This is a genomic window from Streptomyces sp. DSM 42067 (assembly GCF_055792885.1).
The window spans coordinates 1,343,221-1,360,162 of record NZ_CM147706.1; the positions used below are offsets into that span (position 1 = coordinate 1,343,221).

16 protein-coding genes are annotated in these 16,942 nt (G+C 70.1%); 6 read left to right on the forward strand and 10 right to left on the reverse strand.

What is annotated here, in order from left to right:
• Positions 1-125 precede the first annotated feature (125 nt).
• Positions 126-1,502 (reverse strand): shikimate transporter, encoded by a 1,377-nt coding sequence (shiA, locus tag ACSMXV_RS06460; RefSeq protein ID WP_473176747.1) that lies wholly within the window; start codon positions 1,500-1,502, stop codon positions 126-128.
• A 394-nt stretch (positions 1,503-1,896) separates the two neighbouring features.
• Here shiA and ACSMXV_RS06465 point away from each other — a divergent pair, with 394 nt between their 5' ends.
• Positions 1,897-2,691 carry an IclR family transcriptional regulator gene (locus ACSMXV_RS06465; protein WP_473176748.1) on the forward strand — a complete coding sequence of 265 codons (795 nt, stop codon included), beginning with the start codon at positions 1,897-1,899 and terminating at the stop codon, positions 2,689-2,691.
• Here the strand turns inward: ACSMXV_RS06465 and ACSMXV_RS06470 are convergent.
• Positions 2,675-2,989 (reverse strand): hypothetical protein, encoded by a 315-nt coding sequence (locus ACSMXV_RS06470; RefSeq protein WP_473176749.1) that lies wholly within the window; start codon positions 2,987-2,989, stop codon positions 2,675-2,677. The two genes, ACSMXV_RS06465 and ACSMXV_RS06470, sit on opposite strands and share 17 nt — an antisense overlap.
• 2 nt (positions 2,990-2,991) lie before the next feature.
• Between ACSMXV_RS06470 and ACSMXV_RS06475 the strand changes: the two genes are divergently transcribed.
• The gene (locus ACSMXV_RS06475) at positions 2,992-3,750 is read left to right on the forward strand and encodes a DUF4277 domain-containing protein (protein ID WP_473176750.1); all 759 of its coding nucleotides are present in this window, start codon (positions 2,992-2,994) and stop codon (positions 3,748-3,750) included.
• A 24-nt stretch (positions 3,751-3,774) separates the two neighbouring features.
• Here ACSMXV_RS06475 and gdhA read toward each other — a convergent pair whose 3' ends face one another.
• The 8 genes from gdhA to ACSMXV_RS06515 form a co-directional block, all read right to left on the reverse strand.
• Positions 3,775-5,121, reverse strand: coding sequence for an NADP-specific glutamate dehydrogenase (gdhA, locus tag ACSMXV_RS06480; protein WP_473176751.1), 1,347 nt, complete (start codon positions 5,119-5,121; stop codon positions 3,775-3,777).
• 348 nt (positions 5,122-5,469) lie between these two features.
• Positions 5,470-6,060: a TetR/AcrR family transcriptional regulator gene (locus ACSMXV_RS06485; protein ID WP_473176752.1), complete on the reverse strand. Its 591-nt coding sequence runs from the start codon at positions 6,058-6,060 to the stop codon at positions 5,470-5,472.
• Positions 6,061-6,092: 32 nt separating this feature from the next.
• Positions 6,093-7,262: a pyridoxal phosphate-dependent aminotransferase gene (locus tag ACSMXV_RS06490; RefSeq protein ID WP_473176753.1), complete on the reverse strand. Its 1,170-nt coding sequence runs from the start codon at positions 7,260-7,262 to the stop codon at positions 6,093-6,095.
• 24 nt (positions 7,263-7,286) lie between these two features.
• Positions 7,287-8,084 (reverse strand): SDR family oxidoreductase, encoded by a 798-nt coding sequence (locus ACSMXV_RS06495; RefSeq protein ID WP_473176754.1) that lies wholly within the window; start codon positions 8,082-8,084, stop codon positions 7,287-7,289.
• A gap of 53 nt (positions 8,085-8,137) precedes the next feature.
• Complete coding sequence (locus ACSMXV_RS06500) at positions 8,138-9,142, reverse strand: 5-oxoprolinase subunit C family protein (RefSeq protein ID WP_473176755.1); 1,005 nt, start codon at positions 9,140-9,142, stop codon at positions 8,138-8,140.
• Positions 9,139-9,876 carry a 5-oxoprolinase subunit B family protein gene (locus tag ACSMXV_RS06505; RefSeq protein ID WP_473176756.1) on the reverse strand — a complete coding sequence of 246 codons (738 nt, stop codon included), beginning with the start codon at positions 9,874-9,876 and terminating at the stop codon, positions 9,139-9,141. Before ACSMXV_RS06505 ends, ACSMXV_RS06500 begins: the two co-directional genes overlap by 4 nt.
• Before the next feature lie 22 nt (positions 9,877-9,898).
• The gene (locus ACSMXV_RS06510; RefSeq protein WP_473176757.1) at positions 9,899-10,723 is read right to left on the reverse strand and encodes a LamB/YcsF family protein; all 825 of its coding nucleotides are present in this window, start codon (positions 10,721-10,723) and stop codon (positions 9,899-9,901) included.
• Between the two features lie 30 nt (positions 10,724-10,753).
• Positions 10,754-12,130: an MFS transporter gene (locus ACSMXV_RS06515; protein ID WP_473176758.1), complete on the reverse strand. Its 1,377-nt coding sequence runs from the start codon at positions 12,128-12,130 to the stop codon at positions 10,754-10,756.
• A gap of 1,167 nt (positions 12,131-13,297) precedes the next feature.
• On the opposite strand from ACSMXV_RS06515, the gene ACSMXV_RS06520 reads away from it, so the two are divergent.
• From ACSMXV_RS06520 to ACSMXV_RS06535, 4 genes are read left to right on the forward strand one after another with little or no spacing between them, the layout of a single operon-like run.
• Positions 13,298-13,936 carry an RraA family protein gene (locus ACSMXV_RS06520; RefSeq protein ID WP_473176759.1) on the forward strand — a complete coding sequence of 213 codons (639 nt, stop codon included), beginning with the start codon at positions 13,298-13,300 and terminating at the stop codon, positions 13,934-13,936.
• Positions 13,933-15,000: a D-2-hydroxyacid dehydrogenase gene (locus ACSMXV_RS06525; RefSeq protein WP_473176760.1), complete on the forward strand. Its 1,068-nt coding sequence runs from the start codon at positions 13,933-13,935 to the stop codon at positions 14,998-15,000. The genes ACSMXV_RS06520 and ACSMXV_RS06525 overlap by 4 nt, the downstream gene beginning before the upstream one ends.
• A gap of 20 nt (positions 15,001-15,020) precedes the next feature.
• The gene (locus tag ACSMXV_RS06530; protein ID WP_473176761.1) at positions 15,021-15,791 is read left to right on the forward strand and encodes an SDR family oxidoreductase; all 771 of its coding nucleotides are present in this window, start codon (positions 15,021-15,023) and stop codon (positions 15,789-15,791) included.
• 13 nt (positions 15,792-15,804) lie between these two features.
• Positions 15,805-16,839 carry a zinc-binding dehydrogenase gene (locus ACSMXV_RS06535; RefSeq protein ID WP_473176762.1) on the forward strand — a complete coding sequence of 345 codons (1,035 nt, stop codon included), beginning with the start codon at positions 15,805-15,807 and terminating at the stop codon, positions 16,837-16,839.
• Positions 16,840-16,942: the final 103 nt, after the last annotated feature.

Sequence of the window (16,942 nt, forward strand, 5' to 3'; positions counted from 1 at the left end):
CATCCAGCGGAACAATCAGTCCGCTGTACGGTCAGAATAGGGCGTAGGGGTGCCCTCAACAAGACCGGAGGTGCCGCCGACGAGTGCAGGAGTCGGCGGCACCCCCGGGAAGAGAGCGCAGGAATTCAGGCAGTCGCGCCTTCCGCCGCCGCGCTGTGCTGCCGTGCCGTCTCCGGGGCCCCGGCCACCTCGTCGTCGCCATTCATGCGCAGCGCGACGAGGAAGGAGACGGCGCAGCCGAGGGCGAGGTAGGCCGCCACCAGGCTCCAGCCGCCGCCTGCCCAGATCACCAGGGAGCTGGCGATGAACGGGGTGAAGCCGCCGCCGATCGCGCTGGCGAGCTGGTAGCCGACACCGGCGCCGCTGTAGCGGTACTCGGGGCCGAACATGTCGGTGAACAGGGACTGCTGGACGGAGACCGCCATGTCGTGCGCGACGTTCACCAGCAGCACGGCGCAGGCGATGATCAGCACCAGCGAGCCGGATTCCATGGCCCAGAAGTACGGCGCCGCGCTCGCGACGCCGATGAGGGCGCCCCAGCAGTAGACCTTGCGGCGGCCGAAGCGGTCGGCGAGGTAGGCGAAGGCCGGAATGGTGAGGACGGCGAGTCCGCCGACGACCAGGTTGACGTTGAGCAGGCTGTCGCGGTCCAGGCCGAGTTCGTCGGTGCCGTAGGCGAGGCCGAAGGTCGTCACGCCGTAGAAGGTGAAGAGCTCCACGAAGCGCAGCCCGATGATGGCGAAGAAGCCCTTCGGGTTGGACTTCACGGCGGCGATCAGCGGCACCCGCGGCCTGGCCTCCTCGCTCATCGCGGCGACCTTCTTGGTGAAGACCTCGGACTCCTCGACCTTGGCCCGGATGATGAGGCCGACGATCACCAAGGCGGCGCTGACCAGGAACGGAATCCGCCAGCCCCAGGAGCGGAAGGCCGCGTCCGAGGTGGTGCCCGACATGATCTTGGTGATCAGGGTGGCGAGCAGCAGACCGACCGAGGCACCGACCTGCACGCCGCTGCTGTAGAGGGAGCGCCACTTGGCGGGGGCGTTCTCCACCGCCATCAGCGCGGCGCCGCCCCACTCGCCGCCGACCGCGAAGCCCTGGGCGGCCCGCAGCACGACCAGCAGCACGGGGGCCCAGATCCCGGCCTGCGCGTAGGTGGGCAGTACGCCTATCAGCGTGCTGGCCACGCCCATGATCAGCATGGTGAGGACGAGCATCCGTTTGCGGCCCAGCCGGTCGCCGAAGTGGCCGAAGACGATGCCGCCGAGCGGGCGGAAGAGGAAGCCGACACCGAAGGTGGCCCAGGCGGCCAGGGTGCCCACGGCCGGTGAGGCGCCCGGGAAGAACAGATCGCCGAACAGCAGACCGGCGACGATGCCGTAGAGGAAGAAGTCGTACCAGTCGACCACGGCTCCCATGAAGCTCGCGATCGCTGCTCTCCTCGCCACGCCGGCACCTCCGGCGCCTCCGGCCGCGGCCGGCTGCTGCGTACTGCTGCTCATCTCACATACTCCCTTGGGTGCTGCGACTCCCGTGGCCCGGTCGTGCCGTGCGAGCGGTGCGCGGCACGCCGGGGTCGGGACACAGATGGCTACGGTGGGGACAGATGCCGGGGGCGCGGCGGGCGCTCCGCGGGTGTGGAGCGGGCCGTCAGCGGCAAACCGGGCCATCGCCACAACGGTGCGGGGCGGCGACCCTCAAGCGAGGTCCATTGCGTGGACCGATCGAACCGAGTAGCGGAAACATACGATGCGCGATTCCCGCCATCAAGGGTTACGTCAAGATTTCTTAGGCTTTACGGTTCCGTTGGTCCGCCTGGTGGACTACCGTCACGGATAAGCGCGGTGGCGGACAGGGCGGGTGCCGCGCAGAGCCGACCAGTATGGGGAGGGATCCGTGGACGACAGGGACGCTCAGGCCGAGGCGGTCAGGGAGCAGCACGGTACGGGTGTACGCAGCGTGCGGCGCGCCGTGGACATCCTCGGCCTGCTGAGCGAGGACCGTCCCGTCATCACCCTGCGCGAGATCACCGAGGCGACCGGACTGGCCAAGACCACCGTCCTGCGCCTGGTCCAGACCCTGGAGGAGTGCGGCCTGCTGTGGTCGCACCCGGTCGGCTACACGGCCGGACCCGGCCTGTGGCGCTGGGCCTATCTGGCCCGCAGCCAGTGGGAGGTGCCGCGCGAGACCCGCAAGGTCATGCGCGATCTCGCCGACCGGTTGGGCGATACGGTCAACATCTTCGTCGCCCGCGACGTGAGCCGCGTCTGCGTCGCGCACGAGGAGAGCCCGCACCCGCTTCGCCATGTCGTCGACGTCGGCGACGAACAGCCCCTGTGGGCCGGCGCCTCCTCCAAGATCCTCCTGCGCGAAGCCTCCGAGACCCTGCTGCGTCGGGTCGCCGCGTCCTCCCCCCACGGCGAAGCGCACGCCGACCAACTGCGCACCTGGGCACAAGAAGCCGCGCACCGCGGCTACGCGGTAAGCAGCAGCGAGTGGGACGAGGGCCTGGCTGCAGTCGCCGTCCCGGTGACCAGCCGCTCGGGCAAGGTCATCGCCTCCCTCTCCCTCAGCGGACCCAGCCACCGCTTCCCCTACGAGGCCGTCGAACGCTTCGCCACCGACCTGGCGGAGGCCGCCGCGCTCATCTCCGACCAGGGCTTCAGCCACCCGCTCAGCCAAGGCCGCTGAACCTGGTGTCGGCCCGCATGGGTGAGAGCGCGCTCAGGTCGGTGACCAGATGGATCTTCATGTCCGGGAACTGCTGGGTGAAGGCGGAGGACAGCGAGTCCCACTGGCCGGGCGCGTCACCGCCGATGTAGACGGTGACCTTGCCGCCCTCCGCCTTGGCCGCCTGCTGGATCCGTACTTCGCGGGTGACTGAATCGGCTGGTTCGGGGCCTGTGGGGGTGTCTGATGGAGTCGTGGCCGCGTTGGTGGGGTGTGACGAAGTCTTCCCGGTCCCCGCGGCCACGGACGGTGCGTCCACGCATGGAATGTGTGGTCAGCGCCGTGGTGGCGAAGCGTCTGGTCGCTCTGCCTGTTGCTGCCGAGTTTCTGCGCCGGCTGGATGTGGCCGGGACCGTCGGCCGGTTGTGCCTGGGCCGTGACACCGCTCATCTGACACATGGGCAGGTCATCGAGGCTCTGGTGGCCAACCGGCTGATCGCGCCCGCCCCGCTGTGGCGGGTGGATGACTGGGCGCGTGAGTGGGCGGTGGAGGAGGTCTTCGGTATCGAGCCGGAGCTGCTCAACGATGACTGCCGGGGCCGGGCGCTGGACGCGATCGCCCCGCACCTGACGGACCTCACCGACAGCATCGGGGCCCGCGCGATCGGCGAGTTCGGCATCGATGTGTCGATGTGCCACTGGGACATGACCTCCATGTCCCTGCACAGCGCCCACCCGGCCATCAAAGGCCCCCTGGCCGTCACCCCCGTCTTCGTGGAGGACAACAAACGGGTCGCCTCACTGGTAGCGGTCGTCTGCCTGGCCCTGCTCGCGTTCTGCCTGATCGAACGCCAGCTCCGCCAGGCCCTCGGACGTGATCAGAAGATGCCCGGCCTGTATCCCGGCAACCCAGATGGTCCGCCCACCGGCCCGATGATCCTCTACCACCTCTCCGGCCTGCGACTGCCAGTCGGTCATGCCACCGACCCACCCACCATCGTCATCAGCCGAGGCGTCCAGCTCCATCTCCTCGACCTCCTCTGCCTTGAACCAACGCATCCCCGCTGGCCAGAGACCTGAACGAGCCACCCGCGAAGTACGGATCTAGACGACCCCCTGGGCCGTCATCGCTTCGGCGACGCGGAGGAAGCCTGCGGAGTTGGCGCCGAGGATGTAGTCCTCGGCGTCACCGCCGTAGGCGTCTGCGGTGGCACGGCACCGGGCGTGCACCTGCCGCATGATGGTGGCGAGCTGGGTCTCCGTCCGCTCGAAGGTCCAGCTCTCGCGGGAGGCGTTCTGCTGCATTTCCAGTGCGGAGGTCGCAACCCCGCCGGCGTTGGCCGCCTTGCCCGGGCCGAAGAGGATGCGCGCGCTGCGGAACACCTCGACCGCTTCGGGTGTGCAGGGCATGTTCGCGCCCTCGGCCACGGCGAGCACTCCGTTCTTCACCAGCGCGACGGCGTCCTGCTCGCGCAGCTCGTTCTGGGTCGCGCACGGCAGGGCGATGTCGCACGCCACGTCGAACACCGATCCCCGGGCGGAGAACCGGGCGGTGGGCTTCGCGTCGGCGTAGGCGGAGATCCGGGCGCGGCGCACCTCCTTGATGTCCTTGAGCAGGTCCAGGTCGATGCCGTTCTCGTCGACCAGATAGCCGGAGGAGTCGGAGCAAGCGACCACGCGGCCGCCCAGGGCGTGGACCTTCTCGATGGCGTAGACGGCGACGTTTCCGGACCCGGAGACCACGGCTCGGCGCCCGTCGAAGCTGTGGCCGCGAGTGGACAGCATTTCCTGGGCGAAGTAGACCGCGCCGTAGCCGGTGGCCTCGGTGCGGGCGTGCGAGCCGCCCCAGGCGACCGGCTTGCCGGTGAGGACTCCCGCCTCGTAGCGGTTGGTGATGCGCTTGTACTGGCCGAAGAGATAGCCGATCTCCCGGGTGCCCACGCCGATGTCCCCGGCCGGCACGTCGGTGTGCTCGCCCAGGTGGCGATACAGCTCGGTCATGAACGCCTGGCAGAACCGCATGACCTCGCCGTCCGAACGGCCCTTGGGCTCGAAGTCCGCCCCGCCCTTGCCGCCGCCGATCGACATGCCGGTCAGCGCGTTCTTGAAGATCTGCTCGAAGCCGAGGAACTTGATGATCCCGAGGTCGACGCTCGGGTGGAACCGCAGGCCGCCCTTGTACGGTCCGAGGGCGCTGTTGAACTCCACGCGGAACCCTCGGTTGACTTGTATCGTGCCCAGGTCGTCGACCCAGGGGACCCGGAAGATCACCTGTCGCTCGGGCTCGCACAGCCGCTCCACAATGCGGGCGTCCGCGTATTCCGGGTGCGCCCGGAGCACTGGGGCTATGGAGTGCAGGACTTCGTGGGCCGCCTGGTGGAACTCCGTCTCTCCGGGGTCCCGGCGGCGGATGTCCTCGTAGACGGCGTCGATGTAGGTGCCGACGTCCATGACTGATGTCTCTCTGTTCAGGGTGGGCCGGCCGGACGTGCCGACGGACGGTGCGATCTCCGCCGACGACGGAGCTACGAGCGGGGTGGGGATCCGGGGGATCACGGAGCCGCCGCGGCGCGGGCGGACTCCTGCGAACGCGGGGCGACCCGGCCGGTGACCGCAGCGGTGACGTGGCGTCACATGGCACAAGCCGGCCCGGTCGCCACTGCGCCGTTCAGAGCGAGGGAAAGAAACAGGGCACAGAGAGCTGCGACGGGAAGAAGCAAGCGGCCGGGCGAAGAACACGCCGTGCGCACGAACATGCGCCCGTCCGTGCGTCGGGATACCCGCCGCGGCGGGCCGCTCTCAGTCGCCGTGCTGCCGCTGCTCCGCAGTGGCCCAGCCGATCAGGGCTCCGCGCAGAGCTGCCACCAGGCCGGTGGCGGCCTCGTCCTCGGTGCGTCCGCCCTTGATGAGGTCGAGGATGTCCCGTGGGTCGAACAGGGCGTTCCACAGGTACAGGGCTTCGTCCCCGAGATCTCCGAGGCCCAGTTCCTCGGTGGTCTGCCGCAATGGCTCGGTGAGCGCCTCGGCCTGTGGGGCGAGATAGCCGGTTTCCTCCCGCAGTCGTTCGAGATAGCCACGGTGCGAGCGCATCTGTGCCATCGCACCGCCGTGTTCCAGGACAAGCGACACCCAGTGCCGCGACACCGCGTCGAGTCTCTCCATGCCCCGGGTGGTCTGCCGTGCGCTGAAGTCACGCAGCTCGGAGCCTACTTGGGCCCGGAAGGCGTGCAGGATCTCCTCGACGGAGGAGAAGTGGCGGTAGGCCGTCGCGGTGGACACCTCGGCGTGTTTGGCGATCTCCGCGAGACTGACCGGCGTCGGCGAGTTCTCGAAGAGGCGTGCGGCTGCCTTGATGAGGTGCCGGCGGTTGCGCTCGGTGTCACTGCGCATGGGGCGACTCCTCGTTGCCTGCTGGACGGGGTTCACCGCAGGGCCGCGAGGCCGTCGGCCAGCCGGTGGACACCCTCGGTGATGGACTCCGGGCTGGCAGCGTACGACAGCCGAAGGTGCCCCTCACCCTGGGCTCCGAACTCGCTTCCGGGCCGGACGGCGACGCCGTGCGAGCGCAGCGCCGCGACGACCTCGACGGAGGGCAGGTCGATGTCGTACCGCGGGAATTGGTAGAAGGCGCCTTCCGGCTCGCTCAGGGTGAGGCCGGGGATCGCGGCCAGTTCCTTGCACATGATCTCGCCGCGCCGCTCGTACGCGGCACGCATCCGGGCGACGTCCTCGGCGCAGCTTTGCACCGCGACGAGCGCGGCGTCCTGGATGAAGGTGTTCACGGAGCCGTTGAAGGTGTTGTGGATGCGGGCGGCCGCCTGGATGAGCGGTGACGGGCCCCAGAGGTAGCCGACGCGCCAGCCGGTCATGGCGTAGCTCTTGGAGAAGGTCTGGCAGTAGACGGTGCGGTCGCGCAGGCCGTCAAGTGAGATCGCCGAGGTGAACGGCCGTCCGGTGTAGTCGAGGTCGGAGTACGCCTCGTCGGAGATGACGATCGTGGAGGTGCCGTCGAGCAGGTCGGCGAGCGCGTCGAGTTCCTCGCGGCTGTGGACGATGCCGGTCGGGTTGACAGGGTTGCAGAAGACGAAGAGCTTGGCGCCCGTCAGGGCGTCGGCGAGCCGGTCGAGGTCCCAGTGGAGGTTGGGCGCGAGCGGGACGGGCACGACGGTGCCTCCGGCCATGCTGACCAGGTCGGCGTAGAGGGAGTAGGTGGGGTCGGGGATGACCACCTTGTCTCCGGGGTCGACGATGCCGAGGATCGAGGCGGCGAGGCCGGCGGTTCCGCCCTGGGTGATCAGGATGTCGGCGGCGGAGAGCGGTGCCCCGGCGATGCCGGCGAGCTTCTCGGCGAGCGCTTCGCGCAGTGCCGGTTCACCGAGCAGCGGTGAGTAGTGGGTCCGTCCGGCGCGCAGTGAGGCATGGGCGGCCTCGGTGACCAGGTGGGGTGTGTCGAAGTCGGGTTCGCCCATGGCGAGGGAGACGAGGTCGGCCCGGGACTGCGGTTGCTGCGTCCGGCGGGAGGCGGCTGCGATCCGGGCGACGGCCTCGGCGGTGGCGAACCGGGGCGGCTGCGTGGTGATGGTGGGCGGCATGCGCTCCTCCTGGTAGCGGGGTGGTCAGGCCTGCGGTGCGGCGTCGGCGGGGGCGCCCGCCCAACGGCTGACTTCGAGGTCGGCGGAGGTGTCGCGCTGCCGGGTGGGGGCGACGACGATCTCCTGGAGGACGACGCGCTGGGGAAGGGTGACGGCCAGGCGGATGGCCTCGGCCACGTCCTCGGGCTGCACCATGCCGGCGCGTTCCTCCGGCGCCGGGGGCCGGGCGCGGTTGTCGAGGATGGGGGTGTCCGCCTCGCCGGGCAGCACGGTGATCGCCCGTAGCCCCTGGTTGCGGAAGGTGTTGTGCAGGAAGGTCATGAAGTTGCGGACGCCGGCCTTGGCCGCGCCGTAGGCGGCACCGCCCAGCAGGTTGGGGTTGACGGCGGCGAGCGAGGAGACGGTGACGATCGTCCCGGTGCCGCGGCCGAGCATGTCGGGCAGGACGGCCTGGGTGAGCTGGAAGACCGCGGTGAGGTTGACGTCGAGGACCTGGCGCCACTCGTCGTGCGGGAGCCATTGCGGGTTCAGCACCGACGAGGCGCTGCCCGCGTTGTTGACCAGGACGTCGACCGGGCCGAGTTCGGCGTGGACCCGGTCGAGGACCCAGGTGACGTCCTGCGACCGGGTGACGTCCGCCGCGAGGGCCAGGGCGGTCCCGCCCTCGGCGCGGATCGTGTCCGCGACGTCGTCGAGCGTCTTCTGCCTGCGGCCGGTCAGCACGACGGTGGCGCCGTCGCGGGCGAGCAGCCGTGCGGTCTCACGTCCCATCCCGCTGCCCGCTCCTGTGATGAGCGCGGTCCTGCCTGCCGACGTCGTCACCGTTCCTCCTCCATCACCGACCTGCGATTTCAACTTCAACTGAGAATATCTTCTCATTTACTGCGGGACAAGGGTGCGGTGAATCCGAGGGCGCCGAACGCCTCGGCGACGGCGTGTCCCAGCGCGCGCACCTCGGCCTCGTGCCTTGCGAACCGGCGCAGCGAGGTCTCACGGTCGGTCCAGCGGAACCGCAGTTCCCGACCCGGACCGGCCTGCCCCAGCAAGGGCAGGGAGGCCCGTGAGGCGACGCCGACGATCGGATAGCCCGCCGTCAGGCTCCGGTAGCGGCCGAGAACGATCAGCTCGTCCGCGTGCGGGATCTGCAGCGCCCCGATGGGCACCCCGTGCGACACGATCTCGGTGTCGGTGTCCGGGTGGAGCACCGGCCCGTCGAGCCGGAGCCCGACGTGGTTGGAGCGGGCGGTGACGACGTACGTCGCCTCCTCGATCACCTCGCGGATACCGGGGATCGTGTGAATCCCGTGGCTCGCCACGACGTCGACGACCCAGGGCCCGTCGTCGAAGCGCGGAACGGGGACGGGAAGCCGGAACAGCGGCGGTTCGAACAACCGGCGGCCGAACCCCCCGAACTCCGTGTCCAGCAGGACGCGCGAACCGCGGGTGACGGCCTGCCCGAACCCCATCCGGGCGTCCGGCGCCGCACTCCCCAACAGGGTCTGCGCGGTGAGCGCGCCGTTCACGGCCACATAGGTACGGGTCCCTCGGTTCATGTCCCCACGTACCTGTACCTCGTGCCCCGCCGGCACCACCCGCGGCGACCAGCTCTCGACGGGCGCGCCACCGACGGTGACCCGGGCGGGGGCGCCGGTCACGGCGAGCAGGACGTCGGCGTCGGGCACGAACGCCAGCTCGCCCCCGAGATTCTCGAGCAGGGTCGCGCCTCGGGGGTTGCCCACGAGCAGGTTCGCGACGCTCGCCGAGTGCTGGTCGGCCGCGCCGCCGGTGGGGACTCCACGCCGCTCCGTGTCGTGGCGGCCGAGGTCCTGGAACGTGGTGACCCATCCGGTGCCGGTGATCTCCAGCGCCACGGTCTTCATACGGGCTCCTCCGCCGGCAGCAGGAAACCGGCGTCCAGCGCCTGCGCTTCATCCCGCGTGACGGGGACAAAGCGCACGATGTCGCCGGGGCCGAACGAGACGGGGTCCGGACGGGAGACGTCGACGATGGTGTGCGGCGTGCGCCCGACCACGCGCCAGCCGGTCGGGCCGGGGAACGGCTGGATGATCGCGTTGGTCCCGGCGATCATGATGGCGCCCGGGGCGACGTCCGTCCGCGGCTCGGCACGCCGGCGCACGGGCCTGGGCATCTTGAGCCCGTCCATCATCGGGGCCATCGCCGCTCCGAGGAGGCAGATCGTGAAGGTGGACTCCACGATCGCCTCGACGACCTCGCCGGGGGCCAGGCCCAGTTCTTCGGCGACGGACGCCAGATCGGGGCCGTTCTCGTCGTCGAAGACGACCGGGATGGTGAATGTCCGCACCACCCGCGGGCCGGCCGGACCGTCCGACGACGACGGTGCCCATTGCGCCACCAGGCGGGCCGCGTACTCCACGTGCTGGAGCGCGGTCTGCAGCGGGTCGAACTCGATGAGCAGGGATTCGAGACCGGAGACGACGTCGAGCACGCCGTGCGGGCGGTGCGCCAGGAACCGGTCGCGGAAGGCGACGATCCCGGACCTACGGATGGCCTGGTCGGTGTGGGGGATGGTCACCATCACCGCCGAGTCCCCGAAAGGCTCGACGGTGACGGCGCCGTACTGTGCTGTGGTCATCGCCTGATCGTGCGCTCGGCCCTCAACGGGCGAGCGCGGCCTCCGCCTTCTCCGCCTTCTCGGCCTTTTCCGCAAGGACGTCCCGCAGGCCCGTGACGCGGATGCCCTCGGCGTCGAGCGCGGCACGCAGCGCGATGCCGTTCGCGAGGACGGACGGGTGGTCGCCGTGCAGGAGCAGGACGTCGGCGTCGTGGCCGAGCGGCACCACGTTGCCGTTGACCGAGCGCACGGTACCCTCCCGCACGACCTGGGCGGAGCGCCGGCCGATGAATTCGGGGTCGTGGATCAGACCCCCTTCGTGCGAGCGGGGGACAGGCATGCCGTCGTCACCGTATCCGCGGTCGGCCAGGAACACATAGCCGACCTCGAGGCCGCGCTTGCGGGACTCCTCGGCGAGCAGACCGCGCTGACAGATGACGATGTAGTCGGTGTTGTACGCGGCGATCGCGTCGGTGATGGCCCGGGCGTGCTTGGCGTCGGTCTGCGCGATCGAGCCCATGCGGCCGTGCGGGGCGACGTGGCTGATGGTGCCGCCGTGCACCCGTGCGAAGGCGTCGAGCGCACCGAGCTGGTAGAGGACGTCGGTGCGGATCTCCTCCTCGGTCGCCTCGATGAGCCGGCGGCCGAAGCCGACGAGGTCGGGGTAGCCGGGGTGGGCCCCCAGTTCGATACCGCGCTCGACGCAGTCGGCGACGGTCTGGTCCATGATGCGCGGGTCGCCGGCGTGGAAGCCGCAGGCGATGTTCGACGAGGTGACGAGTCCGAGCAGGGCGCTGTCGTCACCGATCGTGTAGTTGCCGAAGCTCTCGCCGAGGTCGGCGACGACGGCTACGGAGTTGATTCCCATGCTGTCTCCTGGTGTGTGGGGGTGTGCGGTTCAGCTGGCTACGAGGGGTCGGCCCTTGGTCTCGCGCAGGAAGGCTATGGTGACCAGGGTGATCAGGGCGGTGATGATGGCGGCGAAGGCCGGGACGAGGTTGGAGCCGGTCGACTCGATCAGTTCGGTCATCAGCAGCGGGGCGCTGCCGCCGAAGATGATCGTCGAGACGCTGAACCCGATGCTGTAGGCGGAGTAGCGCACGGTCGTCGGGAACATCTCGGCGAGCACGGTGTGAACGACGGCTGCGTGGCCGGAGAAGGCGATCGCCAGGACGATGGTGCCGATGCAGGCCAGGCCGAACTCTCCGGTGGTGATGAGGCGGAACATCGGGTACGAGACGGCAGCCATCGCCAGGGCGGAGATGGTGAGGACGGGCTTGCGGCCGATCCGGTCCGACAGCCGGGCCATGAGCGGGATACAGATCACGATGGCGACCAGGCTGAACGCAGTGACCGTGAGTGCCCGCAGCATGGAGAAGTTGTGCTCGCCGAGCGAGGTCTTCAGATAGGTGGGCATGTAGACGAACAGCAGGTAGTAGCCGGGGCCGTTGAGCGCGGGGAGGAAGATCGTGAGTGCTATCGCCTTCAGGTGGCGCGGGGAGGTCAGGGCCTCCCTCAGCGGGTTGCGCGCGACGGTGTTCTGCGCGCGCAGCGCCTCGAAGTGCGGGGTCTCCTCCAGCTGGCGGCGGATGTAGAAGCCGACGTAGCCGAGGGGGACGGCGAGGAGGAAGGGAACTCGCCAGGCCCAGGAGGTCATCGCGTCGTCGCCGAGTGTCGTGATAAGGACGGCGGAGAAGGCGCTGCCGAACATCAGGGCGATGAATGAGCCGACGGCGATGAAGCTCATCATGTAGTTGCGGCGTGCGTCCGGGGCGTACTCGCCGACGAAGGACATGGCGCCGGCCACCTCGCCGCCGGCCGAGAAGCCCTGCAGCACACGGAGCAGGACGAGAAGGGCGGGCGCGGCAACACCGATGACGGCGTGGGAGGGGATGAGGCCGATGGCCGCGGTCGCGGCGGAGATCAGCACCAGGAGGGTGGCGAGGAGGGCTTTGCGCCCGAGCCGGTCCCCGAGGTATCCGCAGATCACGCTGCCGAACGGGCGGGCGATGAAACTGACCAGGAAGCCGACGTTGGTGAGGAAGAGGCCTCCGGCCTCGGCCTCTCCCATGATGTTGATCGCGAGGTAGGTGACGAGCAGGCCGTAGATGCCGTAGTCGTACCACTCGACGAACGATCCGACCGCGCCCGCGACGGTGGCCTTGCGGACGACCTTCCCGTCGGCGGAGACGACGTCGACCGTTGCCGCGTCGGGCTTCTCCGACGCGGCCTCGTGACGATCTGATGTGGTGTCGAGCCGATCTGACGTTGTCATTCGCGTTCACTTTCGGTGTCGCGGACGCCGGGAACGGTGTCCTGAGAAACGTGCGCTGAATGTGGTCGCTGCCGGCGGTCGCTCCAGTGCCGAGGCGCACCCATACGTTGTGGGTCCTGTGTGGGGAAGGCGGCGGCGCCTCGGGGGAGTTGTGTGGCTTCGGTGCCGTTCGGCAACCCGTCCGCCCCGGGGCCCGCGGTGACTCGTGCCGAACTACCGCGGTGACGGGCTCGTCGTGCACCTGCTGTGCGAGGTAGCACGACGCTCTCTACGGGTCGGCCCGGGCCGTCTCCGCTCGCCCGAGTGAGGCCGGGCGGAGACGTCGCGGGCCGAAGAACAACGCCGAGGCCGAGTTGCGACTTCAATCGCGAATGAGAATAGATTCGCATTCTGAGGCGGTCAAGGATCTGCGTTGCCCCCAAGTTAACGTTCCGCTTCCATCGCGCTACCGGCCCGGCTGCCGGAGTGCCGGCGGTGCCGCCGAGTCACTTTCACCTGTGACCGACGGCTGGTGAGCCGACCCTCCCAAGGAGGTCGGAGCCCGGATCCATCCCCGTGGGGCCTCGCCCTGTCGCCCGTTTCACCAGGTCGACGCCCCGCCCGGCCAGCACATCGCATGCCGCCCCTTGCCTTGCGGCACGGATGGATGCACACTAACTCCGACAAAACGCGAAAGCTTTCTCGTTTTCTAGACGGGACGGGATGACCCATGGCCCCCACCCACCAGAGCTCCGGCGTCGCCGGTCCCGGCTTCACCGATCGACCCACCCGACGGATTCCACCCCCCTGTCGGCATGGGGCGAAGCGAGCACACATAGCCGCTTCGTAGGCGGCGGCCCTCGGGCGACGGAATGTCGGCCGACCCCGCCGGGACAGACACGACGACCGCGCGAGCCACCGGCAGGATCCTGTCGAACCGCTCACGCGGAAAAGACGGGCGGTCAACGCCTCCCAGTGCTCGTGCCCACGGCCAGGTCCCACCCCGAGGCCGGCCGAGCCGGACCCCGTTCGGCAGAGCGGCGCGGACACCGAGCGGCACGGGGCTTCGGCCCCCCGGCTCCGGCCGGTGACCACAACCAGAGCGGACCTACGGTCGCGCGACAGCCGACACCAGACGACCTCCGTGCCTTCCTCTCCCTCACCGAAATCCCCCTCAAGGAGACCGCGATGACCCGCGACAACGTGCGCGTGAACACCTCATGGGAACGCGTCGACGAGAAAGTGCTCGATCGGTTCCGCGCGCACTCCGTGGCCAACCTCGGTGACGCCCTCGACCGGCTGAACATCGTCGACGGGGGCATCTCGCCCGTCTGGAGCGGCGCGAGGGCCGTCGGCAGGGCGCTCCCGGTCCTGACCGTCGCGGGCGACAACAAGGCCGTAATCGCCGCGCTCGAGCACATCCGCCCTGGTGACATCCTCGTCATCAACGCTTTCGGCTACGACGGCCGCGCGGTCATCGGCGACAACCTCGCCCAGCGGTTCGCCGTGTACGGCGCCGTCGGCGCGGTCGTCGACGGATACGTACGCGACGCTGCGATCATCGAGGAGCTCGGCGTGCCCGTCTTCGCCCGCGGGCTGACCCCGGCCGGCCCCTTCAAGAACGGGCCGGGCACGATCGGCGAACCCGTCGCCATCGGTGGTGTCGTGGTGAACCCCGGTGACATCGTCGCCGCCGACGGGGACGGTGTCATCGTCATCCCGCCGCACCGCGCCGACGAAGCACTCGGCGCGGTCGAGGAAATCGTCGCCCGTGAGGCCGCGCTCGACGCGGAGGTCGAAGCGCTGCGCGACAAGGCCTCCCGATGACCGTCCGGGACCGGCTGACCAGCCGCTTGCGCGTCGCGGTCGCCGCACCGCTGTCCGTGGAGAACTGCGCGCGCGTCCAGGAACTGGAGCCGCGGATCGACCTCGTCGTCGACCATTCCCTCCTTCCTCCGATGCGCTGGCCGGCCGACTTCGCGGGCGATCCCGACTGGCGTCGGACCCCCGCGCAGCAGCGCGCCTACGAGGCCGCCCTCGAGTCGGCCGATGCCCTGTACGGGATTCCCGATGTGGACCCGGCCGCCCTGGCGCGAGCGGTCCGGGCCAATCCGCGCCTGCGCTGGGTGCATACGATGGCCGCGGGCGGAGGCGCCCAGGTCAAGGCCGCCCGGCTCGGCGCCGACGACCTCGACCGGGTCCTGTTCACCACCTCGGCCGGAGTGCATGCACGCCCTCTCGCCGAGTTCGCCGTCTTCGGCGTGCTCGCGGGAGCCAAGGACCTGCCCCGCCTGCACCGTCAGCAGCGCGACCACGAGTGGAGCGGCCGCTGGACCATGGGACAGGTCAGCCGGCAGACCGTTCTCGTGCTCGGCCTCGGCGGGATCGGCCGGGCCGTCGCCGCGGCACTCCACGCGCTGGGCGCGACAGTGATCGGCACGAGCAGGAGCGTTGTCGACGCCCCCGGCGTCGCCACCGTGGTGCACCCCGACCGCATCACCGAGGTGGCGCCCGCGGTGGACGCGGTCGTGAACACGCTCCCCGGCACCGAGGCGACCGAGCACCTCGTCGGCAAGCGGTTCTTCAACGCCCTCAGGCCCGGGGCCGCCCTCGTCAACGTAGGCCGTGGCAGCGTCGTCGACGAGGCCGCCCTGGTCGACGCACTCGACTCCGGCCGCGTCGGCTTCGCCGCGCTGGACGTCTTCGAGACCGAACCGCTGCCGGCCCACAGCCCGCTCTGGGACCACGACCGCGTGCTGGTGAGTCCGCACACCGCCGCGCTCGACGCGGCCGAGGACCGCCTCATCGCCGAACTCTTCGCGGCCAACGCCACCCGGCTCCTCGACGGACACCAGCTGATCAACCGTGTGAACACCGTCGAGTTCTACTGACCAGGAAGACCACCACGCACATGACCTCCGCTTTCGACCTCACCGGCAAAGTCGCCCTGATCACCGGATCGAGCCGCGGCATCGGACTCGGCATCGCCACGGGACTCGCGGACGCCGGAGCCACCCTCGTCCTCAACGGCATCGACCCCGGCCGCCTCGAAGCAACGCGCACGGCACTCGCCCGCCGGTTCGGCGACGACCGTGTCGCGGCCCGCGCCTTCGACATCGTCGACGAGGACGCCGTGGCGGAGGCCATCGCGTCGATCGAGTCCGAAGTCGGCGCCATCGACGTCCTGGTGAACAACGCCGGCGTCCAGCACCGCGAACCCCTCGTCGAAGTGAGCCTGGAGAACTGGCGGCGGATCGTCGACACCGACCTCACCGGCGCCTTCGTCGTGGGCCGCCATGTCGCCCGCCGGATGCTGCCGCGCCGCACCGGCAAGATCATCAACATCTGCTCGGTCCAGACCGACCTCGCCCGCCCGACCATCGGCGCCTACACGGCGGCCAAGGGCGCCCTGCGCAACCTCACCCGGGCCATGACGGCGGAATGGGCAGGTGAAGGACTGCAGATCAACGGAATCGCGCCCGGATACATCCACACCGAGATGACGCAGAACCTCGTGGACGACGACGAGTTCAACGCATGGATCCTCGGCCGTACCCCGGCACGGCGCTGGGGGACGGTGGCCGACGTGGTCGGCCCCACCGTGTGGCTCGCCTCCAGCGCGTCCGACTACGTCAACGGCCAGGTCGTCTTCGTCGACGGCGGCATGACGGTCGTCGTCTGAGAAGGGAACGTCCATGACCCCCAGCACCACCACCGCGGTCGTCGCCCATGGCGCCGACGACGTCCGGATCGAGCAAGTCGCCCTACGCTCCCCCGAGCCCGGCGAGGCGGTCGTCGCCATCGCCTACGGCGGCATCTGCGGCTCCGACCTGCACTACTGGCGCCACGGGGCCGTAGGGCAATCGGTCCTGCGGGCCCCGATGGTCCTCGGACACGAGGTGGTCGGAACCGTCGTACGCGCGGCGGCCGACGGCACCGGCCCGGCCGCCGGCACCCCGGTCTCGGTCCATCCGGCGACGCACGAGCACACCGACGTCCGCTTCCCCCACGACCGGCCCAACCTCTCGCCCGGAGTGCGCTACCTCGGCTCGGCCGCGCGCTTCCCCCACACTGATGGTGCCTTCGCCCGCGAGGTCGTGCTGCCCTCGGCGATGCTGCGCGAACTGCCCGCCGGAATCGACCTGCGCGTCGCGGCCCTCGCCGAACCGGCCGCCGTCGCCTGGCACGCCGTGTCGCAGGCGGGCGACATCCGGGGCAAGCGCGTCCTGGTCGTCGGGAGCGGCCCCATCGGCGCCCTCGCCGTCGCGGTGGCGGCACGGGCCGGTGCCGCGGAGATCGTGGCGGTCGACCTGCACGCGAAGCCGCGCGAGATCGCCCGCGCGGTCGGAGCGACGCGGACACTCGACGCGAGCGACACCGAAGCGATCGCCGCCGTGGACGCGGACGTGGTGATCGAGTCCTCCGGTAACCACCGGGGTCTCGCGTCCGCCATCAAGGGCGCCACCAGGGGCGGAACAGTGGTCATGGTCGGCCTCCTGCCGGGCGGCGACCAGCCCGCGCCGATCGCACACGCCATCACCCGGGAACTGCGTCTGGTCGGCTCGTTCCGCTTCAACGACGAGATCGACGAGGTGATCGCGGCGATCGCCGACGGCTCCCTGGCCGTCGGCCCGGTCATCACCCACGCCTTCCCCGTGGACGAGGCGTTGGAAGCCCTCGCGGTCGCCTCCGACGCCTCGGTCTCGGGCAAGGTCCTCCTCGCGTTCTGACCGGGACGGCACCTGCCCGCACGTCCCTGCACACCACCCCCCGTATCACTGCCGCCCCGGTCCCCGGGGTGGCACACCCAACGTGGGCACAGTGATCCGGCGG

Bases quoted from the DNA above. Each gene is read 5' to 3' on its own strand.
- ACSMXV_RS06500 (WP_473176755.1), bottom strand. From the start codon at position 9,142: ATGAAGACCGTGGCGCTGGAGATCACCGGCACCGGATGGGTCACCACG.
- shiA (WP_473176747.1), bottom strand. From the start codon at position 1,502: ATGAGCAGCAGTACGCAGCAGCCGGCCGCGGCCGGAGGCGCCGGAGGT.
- ACSMXV_RS06515 (WP_473176758.1), bottom strand. From the start codon at position 12,130: ATGACAACGTCAGATCGGCTCGACACCACATCAGATCGTCACGAGGCC.
- ACSMXV_RS06525 (WP_473176760.1), top strand. From the start codon at position 13,933: ATGACCGTCCGGGACCGGCTGACCAGCCGCTTGCGCGTCGCGGTCGCC.
- ACSMXV_RS06530 (WP_473176761.1), top strand. From the start codon at position 15,021: ATGACCTCCGCTTTCGACCTCACCGGCAAAGTCGCCCTGATCACCGGA.
- ACSMXV_RS06485 (WP_473176752.1), bottom strand. From the start codon at position 6,060: ATGCGCAGTGACACCGAGCGCAACCGCCGGCACCTCATCAAGGCAGCC.
- ACSMXV_RS06490 (WP_473176753.1), bottom strand. From the start codon at position 7,262: ATGCCGCCCACCATCACCACGCAGCCGCCCCGGTTCGCCACCGCCGAG.
- ACSMXV_RS06510 (WP_473176757.1), bottom strand. From the start codon at position 10,723: ATGGGAATCAACTCCGTAGCCGTCGTCGCCGACCTCGGCGAGAGCTTC.
- gdhA (WP_473176751.1), bottom strand. From the start codon at position 5,121: ATGGACGTCGGCACCTACATCGACGCCGTCTACGAGGACATCCGCCGC.
- ACSMXV_RS06505 (WP_473176756.1), bottom strand. From the start codon at position 9,876: ATGACCACAGCACAGTACGGCGCCGTCACCGTCGAGCCTTTCGGGGAC.
- ACSMXV_RS06475 (WP_473176750.1), top strand. From the start codon at position 2,992: ATGGAATGTGTGGTCAGCGCCGTGGTGGCGAAGCGTCTGGTCGCTCTG.
- ACSMXV_RS06535 (WP_473176762.1), top strand. From the start codon at position 15,805: ATGACCCCCAGCACCACCACCGCGGTCGTCGCCCATGGCGCCGACGAC.
- ACSMXV_RS06520 (WP_473176759.1), top strand. From the start codon at position 13,298: ATGACCCGCGACAACGTGCGCGTGAACACCTCATGGGAACGCGTCGAC.